Annotated in this window: 1 protein-coding gene; it reads left to right on the top strand. The window is 56.6% G+C overall.

Annotation, left to right across the window (positions count from 1 at the left end):
• Window positions 1-78 precede the first annotated feature (78 nt).
• Window positions 79-1,464: an IS1182 family transposase gene (locus Q1B46_RS22125; RefSeq protein WP_299952065.1), complete on the top strand. Its 1,386-nt coding sequence runs from the start codon at window positions 79-81 to the stop codon at window positions 1,462-1,464.
• Window positions 1,465-1,550 lie beyond the last annotated feature (86 nt).

Raw genomic sequence — 1,550 nt, forward strand, 5'->3', positions numbered from 1 at the left:
TATTTTGTTGAAAAACTCTTCCTTGATCGGTGCATGAACTGCCGCTTCAATTCTTCCAATGGGTGGGAGGATTGAGCGATGTTGGGACCGAGGCAGGAAGCGCAATCGTCGCTGTTCTATGAGTTCTCATTGGAGAACCACGTTCCCCAAGATCACTTACTTCGGTCGATTGATCGCTTTGTTGATTTGAGCAGCATTCGAGTGCATCTCGCGGATTTCTACAGCCACACCGGCCGTCCATCGGTCGATCCTGAACTGCTGATCCGGATGCTGCTGGTCGGCTATTGCTTTGGCATCCGCTCTGAGCGACGGCTGTGCGAAGAGGTGCATCTGAACCTGGCATATCGATGGTTTTGCCGCCTCGATCTGAATGACCGTATCCCGGATCACTCGACGTTCTCCAAGAACCGGCATGGACGCTTCCGCGAGAGCGAACTGCTGCGCCACCTTTTCGAGACGACTGTCGCGCGGTGCATCGAGGAAGGTCTGGTCAGCGGTCAGCGCATGGCAATCGATGCCAGCTTGATCGAAGCCGATGCAAACAAACAAAACTCAACGCCAAAGGAAGAATGGGATGCATCAACCATCGATCCAGAAGATGCGCCTCGTGCGGTCCGCGAATATCTCGACACCCTGGATGAGGCGGCTTTCGGAGCTGCGAGCGAGGTGCAACCCAAGTTCACCTCGCATTCTGACCCTGCCAGCCAATGGACGGCAGCGCGTAAAGGGCCTGCTTTCTTCAGCTATTCCGACAATTACCTGATCGACACGGATCACGGGGTTATAGTCGACGTGGAAGGCACCAGATCAATCCGGCAGGCAGAGGTCGGATCGACCAAGACGATGCTGGACCGCGTGAAAGCGAAGTTCGATCTACATCCGGAGCGCCTGATCGCGGACACCGCCTATGGCACCGGGCCGCTCTTGGGCTGGCTTGTCGACCGCAACATCGCCCCGCACATTCCGGTCTTCGACAAGTCCGGGCGCAACGATGGCACCTGGACGCGGGCGGATTTCGAGTGGGATGCAGAAAACGATCAGTACATTTGCCCTGAGGGCCAGGAACTCAAGCAGTTCCGACGCAACTATTCTAACCCAAACCGAGGGCCAACTGGCAAGGGCACGGCCCGTTACCGCGCCCTGAAAGACGTTTGCCAGGCCTGTCCATCAAAAGCCAAATGCTGCCCGAACGCAGGTGCGTGCAAGATTACCCGCGAAGAGCATGAAGATGCCCGTCAGGTTGCCCGCGACATCGCCAAAACCCGCCAATACGACATCTCGATGAAACTCAGGAAGAAGGTCGAGATGCTCTTTGCCCACCTCAAGCGCATCCTCGGTCTGGGACGGCTCCGATTACGCGGACCATGTGGTGCCAATGACGAATTCCTCCTCGCCGCGACCGCCCAGAACCTCCGGAAACTGGCCAAAATCTTTCCTGCACCGCAGCAAACGCGCAAAGCCTGACCAGAAAGGCGCTCGCGCTCTGTTCAGCTCATCACTTTCTGCGTCAGCAACACGTTGTTTTTCAACAGAATCGGCTCACAGCTGAC

Source organism: uncultured Ruegeria sp. (assembly GCF_947500045.1).
Classification (GTDB): Bacteria; Pseudomonadota; Alphaproteobacteria; order Rhodobacterales; family Rhodobacteraceae; genus Ruegeria.

Excerpts from the sequence above, each read along its gene's own strand:
- Q1B46_RS22125 (WP_299952065.1), top strand. The coding sequence starts at position 79 with ATGTTGGGACCGAGGCAGGAAGCGCAATCGTCGCTGTTCTATGAGTTC.